Origin of the sequence: Mycobacterium sp. (genome assembly GCF_052145595.1) — a bacterium.
In the GTDB taxonomy this organism is placed as follows: Bacteria; Actinomycetota; Actinomycetes; order Mycobacteriales; family Mycobacteriaceae; genus Mycobacterium.
Genome location: NZ_JBKQOI010000080.1, coordinates 16,235 through 32,631, shown reverse-complemented (window position 1 = coordinate 32,631; position 16,397 = coordinate 16,235). Strand labels below are relative to the sequence as shown.

15 protein-coding genes and 1 pseudogene are annotated in these 16,397 nt (G+C 66.6%); 8 read left to right on the top strand and 8 right to left on the bottom strand.

The genetic code is table 11. The features are described 5' to 3' along the window. Positions 1-3: 3 nt before the first annotated feature. Complete coding sequence (locus ACLP4W_RS06215) at positions 4-705, top strand: YoaK family protein (protein ID WP_442385147.1); 702 nt, start codon at positions 4-6, stop codon at positions 703-705. On the opposite strand, the gene ACLP4W_RS06210 is transcribed toward ACLP4W_RS06215, so the two are convergent. The 4 genes from ACLP4W_RS06210 to ACLP4W_RS06195 form a co-directional block, all read right to left on the bottom strand. After that, positions 698-1,810, bottom strand: coding sequence for a phosphodiester glycosidase family protein (locus ACLP4W_RS06210; protein WP_442385145.1), 1,113 nt, complete (start codon positions 1,808-1,810; stop codon positions 698-700). The two genes, ACLP4W_RS06215 and ACLP4W_RS06210, sit on opposite strands and share 8 nt — an antisense overlap. A gap of 72 nt (positions 1,811-1,882) precedes the next feature. After that, on the bottom strand, positions 1,883-3,253 hold the full coding sequence (locus tag ACLP4W_RS06205; RefSeq protein ID WP_442385143.1) for a YhgE/Pip domain-containing protein: 1,371 nt from the start codon (positions 3,251-3,253) through the stop codon (positions 1,883-1,885). A gap of 47 nt (positions 3,254-3,300) precedes the next feature. Further along, on the bottom strand, positions 3,301-4,026 hold the full coding sequence (locus tag ACLP4W_RS06200; RefSeq protein ID WP_442385141.1) for a pirin family protein: 726 nt from the start codon (positions 4,024-4,026) through the stop codon (positions 3,301-3,303). A 5-nt stretch (positions 4,027-4,031) separates the two neighbouring features. Beyond that, a complete protein-coding gene (locus tag ACLP4W_RS06195) occupies positions 4,032-4,853 on the bottom strand; it encodes a MarR family transcriptional regulator (protein WP_442385216.1) in 822 nt (273 codons plus the stop codon). A gap of 116 nt (positions 4,854-4,969) precedes the next feature. Between ACLP4W_RS06195 and ACLP4W_RS06190 the strand changes: the two genes are divergently transcribed. Next, entirely contained in the window at positions 4,970-6,112 is a 1,143-nt protein-coding gene (locus ACLP4W_RS06190; RefSeq protein WP_442385139.1) for an NAD(P)H-dependent amine dehydrogenase family protein, read from the top strand. On the opposite strand, the gene ACLP4W_RS06185 is transcribed toward ACLP4W_RS06190, so the two are convergent. Together ACLP4W_RS06185 and ACLP4W_RS06180 are read right to left on the bottom strand one after the other, a co-directional pair. Continuing rightward, positions 6,109-7,518 (bottom strand): alpha/beta hydrolase domain-containing protein, encoded by a 1,410-nt coding sequence (locus tag ACLP4W_RS06185; protein WP_442385137.1) that lies wholly within the window; start codon positions 7,516-7,518, stop codon positions 6,109-6,111. The genes ACLP4W_RS06190 and ACLP4W_RS06185 overlap by 4 nt on opposite strands. Before the next feature lie 25 nt (positions 7,519-7,543). After that, a pseudogene (locus ACLP4W_RS06180) lies at positions 7,544-8,639 on the bottom strand (sigma-70 family RNA polymerase sigma factor). Between ACLP4W_RS06180 and ACLP4W_RS06175 the strand changes: the two are divergent. From ACLP4W_RS06175 to ACLP4W_RS06160, 4 genes are all read left to right on the top strand, one after another. After that, positions 8,632-9,426, top strand: a complete 795-nt coding sequence (locus ACLP4W_RS06175; protein WP_442385214.1) for an alpha/beta hydrolase — start codon at positions 8,632-8,634, stop codon at positions 9,424-9,426. The pseudogene ACLP4W_RS06180 and the gene ACLP4W_RS06175 overlap by 8 nt on opposite strands. A 44-nt stretch (positions 9,427-9,470) precedes the next feature. Continuing rightward, positions 9,471-10,220, top strand: a complete 750-nt coding sequence (locus ACLP4W_RS06170) for a DUF2786 domain-containing protein (RefSeq protein ID WP_442385135.1) — start codon at positions 9,471-9,473, stop codon at positions 10,218-10,220. Continuing rightward, positions 10,217-10,753: a TIGR04338 family metallohydrolase gene (locus ACLP4W_RS06165; protein WP_442385133.1), complete on the top strand. Its 537-nt coding sequence runs from the start codon at positions 10,217-10,219 to the stop codon at positions 10,751-10,753. Before ACLP4W_RS06170 ends, ACLP4W_RS06165 begins: the two co-directional genes overlap by 4 nt. A gap of 62 nt (positions 10,754-10,815) precedes the next feature. Next, on the top strand, positions 10,816-12,897 hold the full coding sequence (locus tag ACLP4W_RS06160; protein WP_442385212.1) for a beta-glucosidase: 2,082 nt from the start codon (positions 10,816-10,818) through the stop codon (positions 12,895-12,897). A gap of 15 nt (positions 12,898-12,912) precedes the next feature. Here ACLP4W_RS06160 and mymT read toward each other — a convergent pair whose 3' ends face one another. Further along, entirely contained in the window at positions 12,913-13,059 is a 147-nt protein-coding gene (gene mymT, locus ACLP4W_RS06155) for a metallothionein MymT (protein WP_442385131.1), read from the bottom strand. A gap of 140 nt (positions 13,060-13,199) precedes the next feature. Here mymT and ACLP4W_RS06150 point away from each other — a divergent pair, with 140 nt between their 5' ends. Continuing rightward, positions 13,200-13,859 (top strand): O-methyltransferase, encoded by a 660-nt coding sequence (locus ACLP4W_RS06150; protein WP_442385129.1) that lies wholly within the window; start codon positions 13,200-13,202, stop codon positions 13,857-13,859. Positions 13,860-14,101: 242 nt separating this feature from the next. After that, positions 14,102-14,542, top strand: coding sequence for an SPW repeat protein (locus ACLP4W_RS06145; protein ID WP_442385127.1), 441 nt, complete (start codon positions 14,102-14,104; stop codon positions 14,540-14,542). 69 nt (positions 14,543-14,611) lie between these two features. Here ACLP4W_RS06145 and ilvD read toward each other — a convergent pair whose 3' ends face one another. Beyond that, positions 14,612-16,327 carry a dihydroxy-acid dehydratase gene (gene ilvD, locus ACLP4W_RS06140; protein ID WP_442385125.1) on the bottom strand — a complete coding sequence of 572 codons (1,716 nt, stop codon included), beginning with the start codon at positions 16,325-16,327 and terminating at the stop codon, positions 14,612-14,614. Positions 16,328-16,397 lie beyond the last annotated feature (70 nt).

Below are 16,397 nucleotides of genomic sequence, written 5' to 3'. Positions count from 1 at the left end.
CCCATGGCCGTTACGTCGCCGGTATCCGAGCGATTGACCGTCGTCGCATTGCTGTTGCTGACCTTTGCCACCGGTTTGGCCGACTCGATCAGCATCCTGGTTCTTGGCCACGTGTTCGTGGCCAACATGACCGGCAACGTGATCTTCCTCGGCTTCTGGCTCGCCCCGAAGTCGAACATCGACCTGACCGCTGTGGTGGTGGCCCTGCCCACCTTCGTCACCGCGACCATCCTCGGCGGCCGGCTCATGCGGCACTTCGGTGACCGGACCCGGCGATGGCTCACCACGGTATTCGCAATCGAGATCGTCCTCTTGGTGGCGTTGTCGATCCTGGCGGGCACGGGTGTGCTCCGCTACCAAGACAACACCAAGCTCATCATGATCGGCTTCCTCGCAATGACTTTCGGCCTGCAGCATTCGACCGCTCGCCAGTTCGGGATCCAAGAGCTGTCCACCACGGTCTTGACGTCGACCATCGTCGGCATCGGAGTGGACAGCCGACTGGCCGGTGGCACGGGCGCCCGCCAAAAACTGCGCCTGGGCGTTGTTCTCACGATGTGCAGCGGAGCGATCGTCGGCGCGACAATGTCACGATTCGTCGTGGCTCCGGTGTTCGTGCTCACGGCGGCGGTGGTAGCGCTAAGCCTGCTGATCTTCCGATACGGGCCACCTGAAACGAAAGAACCGGTAGTCAAAGCTAATTGAAGGCCAGCCAGCTGGGCAGGCCCCGCTCATGCGAATCGCAAAGAACCTGCCGGGTGTCGCACGACCCCCTGGGCGAGCCGGCACCGGCCCACATGCCCCCGGTGTCACGGCGCAGCACAATCGCCGAAGACCCACCGCCGTCGAGCAGGACCGCGGTATCGCTGCCCAGGCCGCGGAACAGGTCCTGGATGTTGTCGGGGGTGTAGCTGCCGCCCTCGAAGACGTACATCTCGTCCCTTTGTTTCACGTAGGCCAGGGCCGTTCGGGCCGCGCTGGGACCGCCGTCGTTGAGCTGTCCGGTGTTGCCGGGGGACAACAGCCCGATACCCGAGACCGCGACGAACTTCTCGTTCCTGTTGAGCAAGTCCTGGACCACCGGGGTGGCGACGTCATAATCTTGTCTGCCCTTGGGCCGCAACACATACGGCGCGCTACCCGACGGCATGATCATCGTCGTCAGCGCACTCCAGCTCTCGCCTCCGCCGGAGAGGCCTTGCTTGCCGGGGTAGGCGACCGTGCCGGTGACCGCCTGGTTGGCCCGGCCCTGGCCGTGGGTGTTGTCGACGAAAGCGCCCAGCGGTGAACTGCAGCCGGTCTGGCGCCACGAACCGCCCTTCTGCGGCCGCACATCAAAGAAGTTGGCGTTGATCGCGATTGTCGGTTGCCCCATCCGCTGCCACGCCTGCAGCGGCGGGTAGATCTCCGATGCTTGCCACAGTCCCTCGCTGGTGCGGGCCCCGGGATTGTTTTCGCAGCGCGCCTCATCGCCTTGATGGGTGTCTACCAGCAGGTGCGGTGCGAGCCGTCCCGCCGCATTCTTGATGATCATCAGGTGGCCGCCGTTGTCCGTCTCATACCAGCTGCCGGCGGCGTTCAGCATCGGCGCGGGGTGGCCGGGCCCGAAGTTGTAGACCAGGTAGGAACCCTGGGTGGTGTTGATGGCGTTGGCCAGCAGATCCCGTCCGTCGGCGGCGTGCGCGACGGGCTGTCCGGTGCTGGTCGCGAGCATGACGCATGCGGCCACGGCCGTGCAGCAGGCCGCCAGCCTGCGCAAGCTGGCAGTAGGGGACAGCACGATAGCCCTTCCGGCAGGCCGACGCAACATCAACAGCATTAGCCACAAGAGTCACGCTGTCAACTTTGATAACAGGACAATGACGCTTAGGCCGCGCTGGAATTACGTTTGCTCGCTTGGACTTTCGCTTTCACTTTCGAGTTTGTTCACGAAGGCCTGGTGTTGCGCTTGGTGTTCCGTGGCGATCGCCAGCTCGGCCGCCCCCTGGATCCGGTGAAAGCCCTTGCGGTCGTAGATGTGCGTGGTGATGCCCCCGAGCAGCAGGCCGATGACCAGGCCGACCGCCGTCATCACCAACGCCTGCGACAGGCCGGCGGCGGCGTGGCCATTCAGATACACCAACGACCGCACGCCAAGGAACACCTGGTGCATCGGCTCGAATTCGGCCAGCCAGCGAAAGAACGGCGGAACAGCCTCCAGCGGGACCGTGGCGCCCGCGGACGGTAGCCCCAGGATCACGAAGATCAACATGCTGACGAGCAGACCCATCGAGCCCAGCACCGCGATCAGCGAGCTGGACGTGACGCCCACCGCAACGATCGCGAATACCCCGTAGAGCCACAATTGCCAGCCCAGCGTAATGGGCATGCCGAGCCCGTCGGCTATCGCTATGTAGACCGCCGAGATGAGTAGCGCCAGCACCACTATCAGTCCCCACTTGACCAGCAACGTCTGGAATCGTGAGATGCGGACCTGCTCGGCGAAGCGATACACCGGGCCGAATTCGGCCGGCACATAACCGAGCATCAAGTCCACCAGCATGCTGACCACGATGCTGCCGGTAAATCCCGCCAACAGCAGCAAGAGCGAATAGTAGAAGGCCGACAGCCCGTTTCCGGTGCCGTTCGGCAGCGGGTTGTACACGGTCGACTTGATGTCGATGGGACTGGCAATCGCCAACTGCGACGCCCCGGTCAGCGGTGCGCCACCGGTCTGAGCCGCCACTTCGGCCGTAAGTCGTTGGCCCACTTTGCTATTGACGACGGCCATAGCCTGAGTCAGCGTTGCGCCCGCGATGCTGGAACCCAGCGTGCCCGCCCGCGGGTTTGTTGAGACGGTGATCGACGGCCGGTCCGCATGTTCGGGCGTGACCGCGGTCGCGCCGTACTCGCGCAGCATCGATGAAAAAGTCGGCGGAATCACCGCCTCGCCGTACACCTGGGCCCTGTCCAGCATCTTCCGGGCCTCGTCATGGGAAACCACGCGGATGTCGAACCTGTCCTTGTCCAAGCCCGCGACCAGGCCGTCGACGATCTGTGCGCCCGCCGGTCCGGCATCCTCATTCACCACGGCGATCGGGAAATGCCGCAGGTTGGTCGTCGGGTTCAAGATCCCCCCGAGGTACAGCGCCGCGAGTGCCGACATCAGGGCCAATGTGACGACGATCGGCGCCGCCCAGAACCGCACGGTCCGAATCGCTTTTATGTTGTGCTTCGGGTCCGGCGCGGCGTGCCGCGGCTGGGATTGAGACATGCGGGCTCCTGTCTGTCGTGCCCACTCTAAGTGGTGTCTAAATGGCTTCAAACGCCCAGCGTTGCGTGCATCTCCCAGATCAGCAGTTCGGACGGCTCGCTCGCCGTCACCCGCTGGCCGTCGGCGTCGGTGAAGCGGACCGCGTCGCCCTGTTCGAGCTCACCGATCCCCTCGCACGTGACCCGGCCGCGCGCGGCGAACAGGTGCAGGTAGGGCGCCGGAGGCAGGCTCACCGCGTCGCCGGGCCGCAAGCGCGTGCCGTGCAGCGCGGCATTGCGGTTGTGCAAAGTGATGACCGCGTCACGCCCGGGTATGCCCGAGGCGATGGTCACCAGAGCACCGCTCAACAGGTCAGAACCAATCTCGTGCTGCTGGTAGCTCGGGGGGATCGCGGTCTCGTCCGGGACCACCCACATCTGCACGAAATGCACGGGCTCCGTGGCGGAATCATTTTTCTCCGAGTGCAGGATTCCGCTGCCCGCCGACATGCGTTGGGCCAGGCCGGGATAGATCACTCCGCGATTGCCGGTGGAATCCTGATGCGTCAGTTCCCCGTCCAGCACCCAGGTCACGATCTCCATGTCCCGGTGCGCGTGGGTATTAAAACCGGCATCCGGTTCGACCAGGTCGTCGTTGTTCACCAGCAGCAGCCCGTGATTCGTGTTGTCGGGATCGTAGTGATCGCCGAACGAGAACGAATGCCGGGATTTCAGCCAGGATGTCGTGGTGACCGCCCGGTCGGCGGCACGGCGAATCTCCACGGTGGCAGGCATGGCTTTCAGGATAGTGCTGTGAGCAGCCCCTGCGCGTGCCGCAGCGCGGCGTCAAGTTCGGATAGGGTCAGTCCGGCTGAGTGGCCCAGGTGGATCTCGATTTGGTAGTCCGGCTGGCCGTCCTGCCCGAAAATCGGGAGCACGACGAATTCCGTTGCAGCCAACTCCTTTTCGAGTACGTCGGTGACGGACTGCAGTGTCACCATCGTCATCAGGGTGGTGAGCTGGCGGCTCACCTGCGCGGTCGGCTCCAGCGATGCCAGCACGTCGGCCAGCCGGTTGTGCAGCGGTTGGTGGGTTTCGTCGAAACGCCATGCGCCGTAGCCGCGGGCTCGGATATCGTCGAGTACCCGCTGATGCGTGGCGATTTCGGCGCGGGTCAGCCGCGGCGTCACGCGATGCAGCCAGGCCTGGACGAAACTCTCGTCGCGCCAGGCCATTGCGACCAGGCCGAACGGCGGATCGATGGGGAAGCGCTGGCCGACGGCATGCTCGCCGTCGGTGCCGTGGCCGACCGCATCCACGGTCGTCAGGTGCCGGTCGCCGATCCTGGACATCGAGCAGCCCGCGCCGAGCGTGTCGTGCAGGAAGCGCAGCGCATGGCGCCCCCGGTCCAGCAACGGGAACTGTATCCGCAGGCCGTGGACCAGACCGAACAAGCCGCTGCCCAGCACGTAGCGGCGGTCTTCGCGGCGCGCCACCCAGGCGCGTCGTTCCAGTTCGGCCAGCACCAGGGCGCAGGTCGAGGTGCTGATCCCGCAGAGCCTCGCCAGCTCGGCCGATGTCCGTCCGTTTGGTGAATGCGCCAGCGTGGTAAGCACATCCATGACACGGCCGGTGGGCGGTGACTTGGCGGCAGACTCGGCCATTGACGTATCCACGGTCGGCTCCCTACGATTCCCTCCAAAATGCCAGCATAGATGTCCTAATAATAGGAGAGCGCGTGTTCAAGGTGGGGGTCTGGGGGCCGGGTTCCATGGGGGTGATCGCCCTGCGCGGGGTGATCGACCACCCGGAACTGCAACTGGTCGATGTCGTCGTGCACAGCGACGCCAAGGCCGGTCGCGACGCGGGAGAGCTGTGCGGGATCGCGCCGGTCGGGGTGGTGGCCACGCAGGACCCGGCGCCGATGCTGACCGGCGATGCCGACGTCGTGGTGTATGCCGCCGGCGCCAACCTGCGCCCGTTCGAGGCCATCGAGGACATGGTGTCGATCCTGCGGGCCGGAAAGAACGTGGTGTCGTGCTCGGTGGTGCCACGGGTGTTTCCGGACGCCCCAGGACCGGGACGCTACGCGTTCACGGATCCGCTGCGCCGGGCCGCACTGTCCGGCGGGGTGCCGTTCTTCACCACGGGCATCGACTCCGGATTCGCCAATGACGTTTTGCCGCTGGTGCTTACAGGCGTCTCGCGGGTTATCGAGTCGGTACGGGTGACCGAGATGTTCAACTACGCCACCTACCCGGACAAGGCCGCGGTGTACGAAATCCTCGGCTTCGGCAAGCCGCCGGAGTTCACGCCGCTCGCGGCCACACCCGGAGTGTTCACCTTTGGCTGGGGTCCGGTCCTGCATCAGCTCGCCGCCGGACTGGGCGTCAAGATCGACGACATCGAGGAGGGCGTCGAACGCGTCCCCGCCGGCGAATCCTTCGACACGCCCACCGGGCACATCGCCGCCGGGACGATCGCGGCGATGCGCTCGACGTTGACCGGTTACGTGGGCGGGAAGGCGACCTTCGTCGTCGACCACGTGACGCGGATGCGCGACGACATCGCCCCCGACTGGCCGCAGCCGCACATCTCGATCGAGCCCAAGGACCTGGGCTACGGCTTGGCCTCCGGCCGTGGTGTATATCGCGTCGAGATCGAGGGCTCCCCGACCATGCGGTGCGAATTCGAGATGGCCGAGGACCACGACCATGATCTGGGTGCGCGCATGGCCGGCGCATCGCGGATGGTCAGCGCCATCCCTGCGGTGTGCCCGGCCCGGCCCGGCCTGCTGTCCGCACTGGACCTGCCGTTGATCACCGGGGCCGGCCTGGTCCGCCCGGTGCGGGGCCCGTCACCGGACAGCCGACTGTTCTAAGACCGGTCGTCGGGGTATGTGGCGGCGGCGAGCTGGAGGATCTCCGCGCGATCGGCCGGCAGGATGAACCCGGAGTGGATCGCCCCGTCGAGCGCCGCGGTGAAACTTTCCAGGTATTCCTCGGTCCCGCCAGGGTAGAGCCGGCGCAAAGTGGCGGCATCGAAGAGTTCGCCGGAGCCGAAGATCTCCGACATGATGTTTTCTTCGCTGCCGAGACCGGACGTCCGGGCAATCGGCACGTCCACCCATGGGGTCCTGACGCCGTCCTGGGCGAGGCCGTTGGAATCCAAAATGGGCTGCGGCGGACCGCTTTCGCGCAGCATTATGGGTGCGGCGCTGGGCGCCGGCTCGCCGGTTGCGACCCACTTGTTCAGTGCGGCCAGCGCGGCCTGTAGCACGTAATGGTGTTGTGGGGCGAAGTTGATGCAGTGCCCTAATTGCCGACCCATCAGCATGTTGGTCGGCGCGTAGGCCGCCACGATGTCATCGAGCGGCGCGGAGCCGTTGTCGATCGGCGCCACTTGGATCGTGTAGTTGTCGGCATGAGCGGCGCCGGGAATCTCCCACACCCGCAGCCATTGATTGTCAGGCTGTCTGGCGAAGTAATAGCCATATCGCACGCCGCCGAACAGGTCGGTTTCGGTGATGATCGTGATGAGCGGGACGCGCAGCGCGAGACGGAAGTTGACCGCTTCCGGGATGCTGGTCCGCTGTTCTTCAAATATGGAGCTGTTGTCCAATGGTGCGGCAGACGCGAATCGGGAATGCACCAGGAAGCCGTCGTAGACCTCGGTGAGCGGATCAACGGCGTTGATGTAGGTCGTCAGGAACATAGCGGATTGCGACTCGCCCACGGCGACGACGTGTTGTACGGGGAGCCCGTGCAGAACGCCGCTGGCGTTCCTGAGAAGCGCGCCGATCTGGGAAAAGATATCGTAGGAGAAGGCGTCGCCCGGATGGCGCAGGGGTGCATACCGTGTCGGACCCTGGCTCTTGAGCGACATGTCCACGCCGAGCAGGCTCACACCGCCCTCCACCCCAACCCGCTGGGCCGAGACCGCGACGTAGGCGTAGCCCGCGCGAAGTATCTCGCGGTGCGCCATCATCCACAACGCCGGAGCGTCGATGCCGCCGCTCACATTGAGCCATTCGACGAACACCGTCCCGTTGAAGCGGTCCCGATCGACGGGCGTCAACACCACGATCCGGGTCGTGTAATCGGCTGAGCCGGAGGGAGTTACAGTCCACCGGCCGTCCGGGCTCAGCTCGCCGGCAGGGCTGTAGGACAAGGCCGTTCCGGAGATGAAGAACTCCTCGGCGGCATAGCCCAGGTCGCCAATGTCAAAGGCGCCCAACAGCAGAAGTGGCTTTCCGGGCACGGGCGTGACCACCGCGGCATTCGTCATCTGCTACACCTTCCTGGTTCGGTATTCACAGCGAATCGGGCAGGCCGAATTTCGCGAACAGCGTGCCGTCGAGGAACGCCACCACATGTGACACCGCCCCGCCTGCCTTGTCGCGGACGACGTCCAGCACATGCAACTGAAAGGGCACGTGCACGCCGCCGGCACGCATGTACATCGCCACGGCGGGCTGGCCGTTGGCGACCAACGGCAGGAGCCGCATATCGCCGGGCGACTCGGCGGGGCATTGCTGGTGGATGAGGGTCGCGATGTCCTCCGGGCCGCGATACCAGCCGACGTAGGGCGGCATTTCCCAGATCGCCTCGGCCGTGAACAGCTCCACCAGGCGGTCGATGTCATACGACTCGAACGCGGCGATGTAGCGGGCCAGCAGGTCTTGGGTTTCCGCCGAATCCGGCGCCGCCAGCCGGTCGTCGGCGCTGGGGCGGACGGCATCCAACTGGGACCGGGCCCGCTGCAGCAGGCTGTTCACGGCGGTTGTGGTGGTGCCGACGGCCGCCGCCACCTCGGCGGCCTGCCACTGCAGCACGTCGCGCAGCAGCAGCACGGCCCGTTGCCGGGGTGAGAGGTGTTGCAGCGCAGCGACGAACGCCAACCGCACCGACTCACGCGAGCCGACGATGACCGACGGGTCCGCCGGATCGTCCGTCCAGTCCGGCAGTGGCTCAAGCCAGGGCACCTCGCGGCGTTCCACCAGCTCGGCCGCCGGGTCGGAGCGGGATCCCCCCAACCCGGTCGGCAATGGGCGGCGCTGCCGGCCGTCCAGCGCGCTCAGGCAGGTGTTGGTGGCGATGCGGTGCAGCCAGGTCCGCATCGATGACTTGCCCTCGAAACGGTCGTACCCCTTCCAGGCCCGCAGCAGTGTCTCCTGCACGAGATCCTCGGCGTCGTGCAGCGAGCCGGTCATCCGGTAGCAGTGCGCGAGCAATTCACGTCGGTACGGCTCAGCAACGGCTGAGAACTCGCCGTCGGCGTTTTCTGCGAGCACTCGAGTGAGCCTACGCAGTGTCTCCGACACGGCAGCCACTACGCTGCCCCTAGTGACTAGGACTTGCCATGACCCGCACTGAACGGACTTTCGACGGCGTCGGCGGCGTGCGCATCGTTTACGACGTCTGGACGCCGGACACCGCGCCGCGGGCGGTGGTCGTGCTGTCGCACGGTCTCGGCGAGTATGCCCGCCGCTACGACCACGTTGCGCAGCGTTTCTGCGACGCCGGGCTGGTCACCTACGCGCTGGACCACCGCGGACACGGCCGCTCCGGCGGCAAGCGGATGCTGGTGCGGGACATCTCCGAGTACACCGCCGATTTCGACACCCTGGTCCGCATCGCCACCCGCGAGCACCACGGCCTCAAGTGCATCGTGCTCGGGCACAGCATGGGCGGTGGGATCGTGTTCGCCTACGGCGTCGAACGCCCGGACAACTACGACATGATGGTGCTGTCGGCGCCGGCGGTGGCGGCCCAGGAACTGGTGTCGCCGCTGATGGTGCTCGCCGCCAAGGTGCTCGGGGTTCTCGTACCGGGCCTCCCGGTGCAGGAGCTCGACGTCGACGCCATATCCCGCGACCCGGCGGTGGTGCAGGCCTACAAGGACGATCCGCTGGTGTACCACGGAAAGGTCCCGGCCGGCGTCGGCCGGGCGCTGCTGCAGGTCGGCGAGACCATGCCGCAGCGGGCACCGGCATTGACCGCGCCGCTGCTGGTGGTGCACGGCTCCGACGACCGGCTGATTCCCGTCGACGGCAGCCGCCGCCTGGTCGAGAGTGTGGGGTCCACCGGCGTCGAGTTGAAGGTCTACCCCGGGCTGTACCACGAGGTCTTCAACGAGCCGGAGCGTGACCAGGTGCTTAACGACGTGGTCTCCTGGATCTTGGATCGGCTCTGACCGGCCGTAAGCAAACTGTCGTACCGCTCCCGTAGTTTGGCGCTATGACCGACGACAAAATGCTGGCTCGCATCGCCGCGCTGCTGCGTCAGGCCGAAGGCACCGACAACGCGCACGAGGCCGACGCTTTCATGGGCGCCGCGCAACGGTTGGCGACGGCGGCCTCCATCGACTTGGCGGTGGCGCGGTCGCATGCGGCCAACCGCTCGCCCGCGCAGGCCCCGACCCAGCGGACCATCACCATCGGGACCGCGGGCACCCGCGGGCTGCGGACGTACGTGCAGCTGTTCGTGCTGATCGCGACGGCCAATGACGTGCGCTGCGATGTGGCGACCAACTCCACGTTCCTCTACACATACGGGTTTCCCGAGGACATCGACGCCAGCCACGCCTTGTACGCCAGCCTGGTTGTCCAGATGGTGCGGGCGTCGGACTCCTACCTCGCTTCGGGCGCCCACCGGCCCACGCCGACGATCACCGCCCGGCTCAACTTCCAGCTCGCCTTCGGGGCCCGCGTCGGTCAGCGCCTGGCCGAGGCCCGCGACCAGACCAGACGTGAGGCCACCACGGACCGCCGTCGCCCGCCGGGTACCGCTATCGCCCTGCGGAACAAGGATGTCGAGCTACACGACTTCTACCGCGGCGCGTCGAAGGCGCGCGGTACCTATCAGGTCAGTCGGGCGACGGCCGGGTATTCGTCGGCGGCGCGGCGCGCGGGCGACCGGGCCGGTCGGCGAGCGCGGCTCGGGAACAGCCCCGAGCTGCGCGGTGCGCGGAGCGCATTGGGCCGGTGACCCCGGGGGATTCGACTCGGGGTGCCGACCGGCCGTATGCCAGAAGGGATTCCCAGCGCTCCAAGGTTTATGCGGCCGAGGATTTCGTCCGGACGCTGTTCGACCGCGCCGCCGAGCATGGGTCACCGGCTGTGGAATTCTTCGGCACGCAGTTGACGCTTCCGCCCGAGGGCCGATTTGGGACGCTTGCATCCGTACAGCGCTATGTTGACGACGTGCTTGCGCTGCCGGCGGTGCGGCAACGCTGGACAACGGTGTTGCCGCTGAGGGTGCGGGCGCGGCGGGCCGCCAGCGCGGCGCATTACGAAAGCCGCGACGGCGCGGGCGTTATCGCGGTTCCCGACCGTGACACCGCCGACTGGGCGCTGCGCGAGCTGGTGGTGCTGCACGAGGTGGCGCATCACTTGTGCCAGTCCGATCCGCCGCACGGTTCGAAGTTCGTGGCGACGATGTGTGAGTTGACGGAGCTGGTGATGGGACCCGAACTCGGGCACGTGCTGCGAGTTGTGTACGCCAAAGAGGGTGTGCGGTGAGCGATCTGGGTGTCCCGGTTACGGACGAGACCGACGCCGACGTGCGGGCGCGCGAGGTCGAAATGCAGATGACCGACGAGGAGCGATTCTCCCTGCTCGTCGGGGTGATGGGCGCCGGCGAACTGTGGCCACTGCGCGATAAGCGCATCCCGCCGGGCGTTCCGATGAGCGCCGGGTATGTGCCCGGGGTGCCGCGGCTCGGTGTCCCGGCGTTGCTGATGAGCGATGCCGGCCTCGGCGTCACCAACCCCGGCTACCGCCCGGGTGATACGGCCACCGCACTGCCGGCCGGACTGGCGCTGGCCGCCAGCTTCAACCCGGCGCTCGCCCGTGCCGTGGGCGGGGCGATCGGTCAAGAGGCGCGCAGCCGCGGGTTCAACGTGCAGCTCGCGGGCGCGATGAACCTCGCGCGCGACCCGCGTAACGGTCGCAACTTCGAATACCTCTCGGAAGACCCGCTTTTGACCGGGACCATTGCCGCAGAGTCGGTCAACGGGATACAGCAACAAGGTGTCATCTCGACGGTCAAGCACTACTCGCTGAACTGCAACGAGACCAATCGGCACTGGCTGGATGCGGTCATCGATCCCGACGCACACCGCGAATCCGATTTGCTGGCCTTCGAGATCGCCGTTGGGCGGTCGCGGCCCGGCGCCGTGATGGCGGCCTACAACAAGGTCAACGGCGACTACGCCGCGGCAAACCACGTCATGATCAACGAGGTGCTGAAAGGCGCCTGGGGATACCGCGGTTGGGTCATGTCCGATTGGGGCGCGACACCGAGCTGGGAATGCGCGCTCTACGGCCTCGACCAGGAGTGCGGCGCGCAGCTCGACGCGCTGCTGTGGCAGTCCGAGGCGTTCGGTGAGCCCCTGCGGGCCGCCTACGCCGACGGCAGGCTGCCCAAAGAGCGCCTGTCGGACATGGTCCGGCGGATTCTGCGGTCGATGTTCGCGGTCGGAATCGACCGGCATGAGGACGTGCCAGCGCCGGACATGGCCGTGCACAACGAAATTGCGTTGCGGGTCGCGCGACAGGGAATCGTGTTGCTGGCCAATCGCGGGTTGCTGCCGCTGGCGCCGGAGTCGCGCGCACGCATCGCCGTCATCGGCGGCTATGCGCACGTCGGCGTTGCGGCCGGCTACGGTTCGAGTACCGTCGTTCCCCCGGGCGGCTACGCGGCCGTGATCCCGATCGGCGGCCCTGGGCTGGAGGCCGGCATGCGTAATCTGTACCTGCTGCCGTCGAGTCCGCTCGAGGAGCTGAGAAAGCGACTTCCCAACGCGCAGATCGAGTTTGATCCCGGTGCCAGCCCGGCGGAGGCCGCGGTGGCGGCGCGGCGAGCCGACATCGCGATCGTGTTCGCGGTCCGCGCCGAAGGAGAGGGCTTCGATTGCGCCGACCTATCGCTGCCCTGGGGCCAGGACGCACTGATTGCCGCCGTCTCCGCGGTCAACCCGAACACCGTTGTCGTGCTGGAAACCGGTAACCCGGTGGCCATGCCCTGGCAAGAGTCGGTGAACGCGATCGTGCAGGCCTGGTATCCGGGTCAGGCCGGTGGACAGGCCATCGCAGAAATCCTTGCCGGTCAAGTGAATCCGTCGGGACGGCTGCCGATCACATTCCCGGTCGATCTTGCTCAGACGCCTCGCCCGGAGCTACCCGACCCCGCCGCCCCGTGGGGGGCACCAACGACGATCGACTACTTCGAAGGAGCCGAGGTCGGCTACCGATGGTTCGCCAGGAGTGGCAAGGCCCCGCTGTTCGCGTTCGGTCATGGCTTGTCCTACACCAGGTTCGAGTATCACGACCTGGTGATCGGTGGCCGTGACACGATTATCGCGAGCTTCACCGTCGCCAACATCGGCGACCGCGGCGGGGCCGACGTCCCACAGCTGTACCTGACCGCAGCCCCGGGAGAGGAACGCCTACGGCTGCTGGGATTCGAGCGGGTCGAGCTCGAGCCGGGCGGGACCTGCCGGGTGGCCATCGAAGCGGATCCGCGCCTGCTGGCCCGTTACGACGGCATCCTGGGATGCTGGCGCATCACGCCGGGCGGTTACACGGTGGCGGTGGGCGCATCGGCGGCCGCCTTGTGGCTGGCCGTCGACGTCGAGCTGGCCGGTCGTACGTTCGGGCGATGATCGCCGCGACGGGCACTACTGGACGGGGGTCAGTTCGTCGCCGCATGTGCAGCGGTAAGGCTCACCCGCGCCGGAACAGTGGCACGGAACCTCGATGCGAACGCGACATCCGCAGCCCTCATGACCACAGGTCAGCAAGGTTCCAGCCGCGTAGCTTGTCATTCGAGTCTCCCTCGTCAGTTGTCGTGGACTCCCGGACTGTGGAATCAACCACACCCCACTATATACCCCATAGGGGTATCTAGTAAATAGTGTGCTACACGCTCACGCGACGGCAGGCGCGCCCAACTAACGTTGGCGGCATGACCGAGAAACCCACCCCACAAGAGGTCGATGCATTCCTGGACGCCACGGTGGTCGGCGACGATCCGGCCTTGACCGCGGCGGTGCAGGCCAGCAACGCGGCCGGGTTGCCCCCGATCGCCGTGTCGGTGCAGCAGGGCAAATTCCTGTGCCTGTTGGCCGGTGCGATGCGGGCGCGCCGCATCCTCGAGATCGGCACGCTGGGCGGCTGCAGCAGCATCTGGCTGGCGCGTGGCGCGGGCCCGCAGGCACGGGTTGTCACGCTGGAATACGAGCCCAAGCACGCCGAGGTCGCGAGGGCCAATCTTCACCAGGCCGGCGTCGGCGACCGGGTGGAGGTGATCGTCGGCGCCGCGCTGGACACCTTGCCGACACCGACCGGTGACCCCTTCGACCTGGTGTTCATCGACGCCGACAAAGAGAACTATCCCGCGTATCTGGAGTGGGCGGTCCGGCTGGCCCGTCCCGGCTCGGTCATCGTGCTGGACAACGTCGTTCGCGCCGGCCAGATCCTCGACCTCGAGTCCGATGACGCCAAAGTGCGGACCACGCGCCAGACGCTGCAGCTGATGGGCGAGCACCCCCGGCTGGACACGGCGGTGATCCAGACGGTCGGGGCCAAGGGCTGGGATGGGTTTGCCATCGCGTCTGTTCGGTAGCCCTTAGGGCGTCAGCGCGGGCGCAGGTTCGTAACCGCCTCCTCGGCCGAGGTGAGTTCGCTGATCCGTGAAGCCGTTTCACCGGCGTATAGGCCGCAGCGGTCCAACCACGAATCGGGCATCCCGCGTTCCCGATGGCCCGATTTTCGTTGCTGGCATCGCCCGATCGGGCGTAATCTTGCTGAAGATGGATGGTTTGCAGTCGGTCCAAAAGACTTGCTGCATAACAGAAAGGTCACAAAATGAGTACAGTCCATTCATCAATCGATCACCACCCCGATCTGTTGGCTCTACGTGCCGGCTATGAGCGCGCCGCCGAGTCGACGAGGGCGCATTTCGCCTTCGGTCTGGCTCTGCTGACGGGCCTGTATGTTGCTGCGTCACCATGGATCGTCGGATTCAGCGCGACGAGATCCCTTGCCCGGTGCGACCTCATCGCCGGGATCGCGGTCGCGGTCTTGGCGTACGGGTTCGCGACCGCACTGGACCGCACCCACGGCCTGACCTGGACGCTGCCGGTGCTCGGCCTGTGGGTCGTCTTCTCGCCGTGGATTCTGCCGGGCCTTACCCTGAGCGCCGGCATGATCTGGTCGCACGTCATCGCGGGTGCGGTGTTGGCCTTGCTGGGCCTGACCGCGACCTACTTCGGCATGCGCACGCGCGCTGCGGCCACACCCGCCTAGCGCCCAAGTCCGTTAAGCCAGACACGAATTCGCCCTGCCTGGCCGGTTCATTCCGGTCGGGGGCCAGGGCTAGCCGCAGACCGCGCCGATGGCGGCCGAGCTGACCAGCTTGACGTACTTGGCCAATACACCGGTCTTGTAGCGCGGCGGGGGAGGAGTGAAACCCTCTCGTCGAGAATCGAATTCGGCCGGGTTGGCCAGCACATCGAGGGTGCGTCCGGCCACGTCGAGGCGGACCCGGTCGCCGTCGCGCAGGAAGGCGATCGGTCCCCCGTCGACCGCCTCCGGCGCGACGTGTCCCACACACAGGCCGGTCGTTCCACCGGAGAACCGGCCGTCGGTAAGCAGCAGCACGTCTTTGCCGAGGCCCGCACCCTTGATCGCGCCGGTGATGGCGAGCATTTCGCGCATCCCGGGCCCACCCTTGGGGCCTTCGTAGCGGATCACCACGGCGTCGCCCTTGGTGATGGTCCCGTCCTCGAGGGCATTCAGCGCGGCCCGCTCGCCGTCGAAAACCCTTGCGGTTCCTTCGAACACATCGGAATCGAAACCGGCCGTCTTCACCACGGCTCCCTCGGGGGCCAGTGATCCGCGCAGGATGGTGATGCCCCCGGTCGGGTGGATCGGGTTGTCCAGTGCGCGCAGCACCTTGCCGTCCGGGTCCGGCGGGGCGATGGCGGCCAGATTCTCGGCCATGGTCGCACCGGTCACCGTCAGGCAATCCCCGTGCAGCAGGCCCGCATCCAGCAGTGCCTTCATCATCACCGGCACGCCGCCGATGTGGTCGACGTCGGACATCACGTGGCGGCCGAACGGCTTGACGTCGGCCAAATGCGGCACCCGCGACCCGATCCGGCTGAAGTCCTCGAGCGACAGTTTGACGTCGGCCTCGTGGGCGATCGCCAGCAGGTGCAGCACCGCGTTGGTCGAGCCGCCGAACGCCATCACCACCGCGATCGCGTTCTCGAACGCCTCCTTGGTGAGGATGTCACGAGCGGTGATGCCGCGCCGCAGCAGCTCGATGACCGCCTGACCGCTGCGCCGCGCGAACCCGTCGCGCCTGCGGTCGGTTGCCGGCGGGGCGGCACTGCCCGGCAGCGACATGCCCAGCGCCTCAGCGGCGCTCGCCATCGTGTTGGCGGTGTACATGCCGCCGCAGGCCCCCTCGCCGGGGCAGATCGCGCGCTCGATGGCGTCGACGTCTTCGCGCGGCATCAATCCACGAGAGCAAGCGCCCACCGCCTCGAACGCATCGATGATGGTGACCTCGCGTTCACTGCCGTCGGACAGCTTGGCCACGCCCGGCAAAATGGAGCCCGCGTAGAGGAACACCGCCGCCAGGTCCAGCCGTGCGGCGGCCATCAGCATTCCGGGCAGCGATTTGTCGCAGCCGGCCAGCAACACCGAGCCGTCCAGCCGCTCGGCCTGCATCACGGTTTCCACGCTGTCCGCGATCACCTCGCGAGACACCAGCGAGAAATGCATCCCCTCGTGACCCATCGAGATGCCGTCGGAAACCGAGATCGTCCCGAACTCGAGCGGGTAGCCGCCGGCCGAGAACACCCCTTCCTTTACCGCCTTGGCGAGTCGGTCCAGGGACAGGTTGCACGGCGTGATTTCGTTCCATGACGACGCGACGCCGATTTGCGGCTTGGCGAAGTCTTCGTCTCCCATGCCTACCGCCCGCAACATGCCCCGGGCGGCGGCCTTCTCCAGGCCGTCGGTGACGTCGCGACTACGGGGTTTGATGTCGGCGACTGGCGCCGAATCGGTGGGTGTGGCCATCGTCCAAGTATGCGCGGGGCCATTGCACCGGAAATGGCCGGGTTATACCCCATTGGGGTATAGGGTAGAC